Source organism: Streptomyces sp. NPDC059900 (assembly GCF_050270335.1).
Lineage (GTDB): Bacteria > Actinomycetota > Actinomycetes > Streptomycetales > Streptomycetaceae > Streptomyces.
The window spans coordinates 1-1,828 of sequence record NZ_JBNNJZ010000987.1; the positions used below are offsets into that span (position 1 = coordinate 1).

Sequence of the window (1,828 nt, forward strand, 5' to 3'; positions counted from 1 at the left end):
GGGTGGCGCAGCAGGGAGCCGAAGTGCCGGGCCAGCGCGTGGACCCGGGCCGGCCCGGTCCATTCGCCGGCGTCGGCGCGGGGCGTCAGCGTGACGGTGGTGCCGGCCCGGGGGCGGGCGGAGGCGGGCAGGTTGCGGATGGTGTAGCTGCCGTCGCCGCGGCCCCGCCACTCCACGACGGCGGCGTCGGGGGTGCGGGCGGATAGGCTGATGACGTGGATCTCGTCGGCGACCAGGAAACAGGAGAGCAGGCCGATGCCGAACTGGCCGATGAAGTCGCCGCGTTGTTCGGCGATCTGCTCGGCGCGCTTGCTGCTGCGGCCGATCGTGGCGAGGAAGGCGTGGACGTCGGCCTCGGTCAGTCCCACGCCGTCGTCCTCGACGCGCACCAGCGCACCGTCGGCGTACAGGCGGATGCCGAAGGCCCCGGCGGGGGCGTCCGGTTGGAGGCTGTGCCGGGCGGTCAGCGCGTCCGCCGCGTTCTGCAGGAGTTCGCGCAGGTAGACACGGGGGCTGGAGTAGAGGTGGTGGGAGAGGAGGTCGACGAGGCCGCGCAGATCCACCTGGAAGGTGTGATCGGCGCCGGCCGGGGTCGCGGCGGTGTGGGGCAGAGTCATCGGCAGTCCGGAGTGGGGAGGGCGGCAGGTGGCGGGCACAGCGCGAGCGACCTGCCGGGCGCGGCGGTGGTGGCGGGCAGAGCGGAGCGGCGTGCGCTGCGGCGAGCAGATGGTGGCCGGCAGAGCGGAAGGGCGTGCGCTCAGGCGTTGCGGTGGTGGCGGGCGAACCGCTTCTCGGGCCCGGCGAGGAAGCTCCACGGCCAGCTGGTGTAGGCGCCGTCCAGCGACTTGAAGACGCGCCGGATCGTGTGGCGCTCTTCGGCCAGCGACAGGGCCATGGCGAACATGTTGAAGTCGTGCTGCCAGCCCGGGCGCCGTACGTAGGCGGGGTGCAGGATGCTGCGATCGGCCGCCTCCCGCAACTCGTCCCGGATCTGCGGGGTTTCGAGGCAGTCCCCCTCGTCCGACTCGACCCAGTCCTCGATGTGCGCCATGGCGATCACGCAGCCCAGGCGGTGTCCCTGCGGGGCGCGGGCGAAGGCGTCGCGGGCGAACGCCAGGGCCTGGCCCGGCTCGCCGCCCCATCGGGGCTGCATCTGCGACAGCCATTCCAGGTGCGTCTCCAGGTCCAGCGGGGCGCGGCGCAGGGCGGCCTGCAGGCGGGTCTCGTTGATGGCGTGGCCCAGCGACATGCCGCGGCCGGAGGTGAGCAGGCGGCGCCAGGGCGTGACCCAGTCCGGCTGCGCTTCCGCGGCCTCGAACAGCTGCTCCTCGGCGATGCGGAGCCGCTCGTGGAACACCCGCCACTGCTCCTGCGAGACGTTCACGGCACGATCGGCGGTACGCGCCTCCCAACCCCAGCTGATGTGCCGTGCGCCGGAAATCAGCAGGGCAGTCGCCCGGTGTTCTTTGTCCTCCTCGACGGCCCGGCCGATCCACTCCTGCACGCCGTCCAAGTCGGCCAGCTCACCCAGGACATCGTGGTCGCGGCCGAGATCGAAGGGGGCCAGCGCCGCTTTGACCGCCTCCCAGTCACCGGCACCGGCCGCCTCCACCAGCGCGAGCACCCGCACGTCCCCCAGCGCCCGCAACGTGTACATCCCGTTCTTCTGCCTGCGCGAGACGGGCAGGGCGTACGGATCTGCCTCCGGTCTCTCCTCGCCCCTGCCGAACAGCTTGCCGAGCATGCCGCGCCCTCCCCTGGTCCCGCCTGATCGTCGGGTGCAGCATAAGCGGGCCCACCGACACGGCCTCCACAGGGTATTCACAAG

At 72.5% G+C, this 1,828-nt stretch carries 2 protein-coding genes; both read right to left on the minus strand.

The window, feature by feature from the left end; genetic code table 11:
- A partial coding sequence (locus tag ACQKIP_RS46490) for an ATP-binding protein (RefSeq protein WP_427745767.1) occupies positions 1–617 on the minus strand: 617 nt, incomplete at its 3' end.
- Between the two features lie 140 nt (positions 618–757).
- A complete protein-coding gene (locus tag ACQKIP_RS46495) occupies positions 758–1,744 on the minus strand; it encodes a hypothetical protein (protein WP_365864972.1) in 987 nt (328 codons plus the stop codon).
- Between the last annotated feature and the right edge of the window lie 84 nt (positions 1,745–1,828).

Bases quoted from the DNA above. Each gene is read 5' to 3' on its own strand.
- ACQKIP_RS46495 (WP_365864972.1), bottom strand. From the start codon at position 1,744: ATGCTCGGCAAGCTGTTCGGCAGGGGCGAGGAGAGACCGGAGGCAGAT.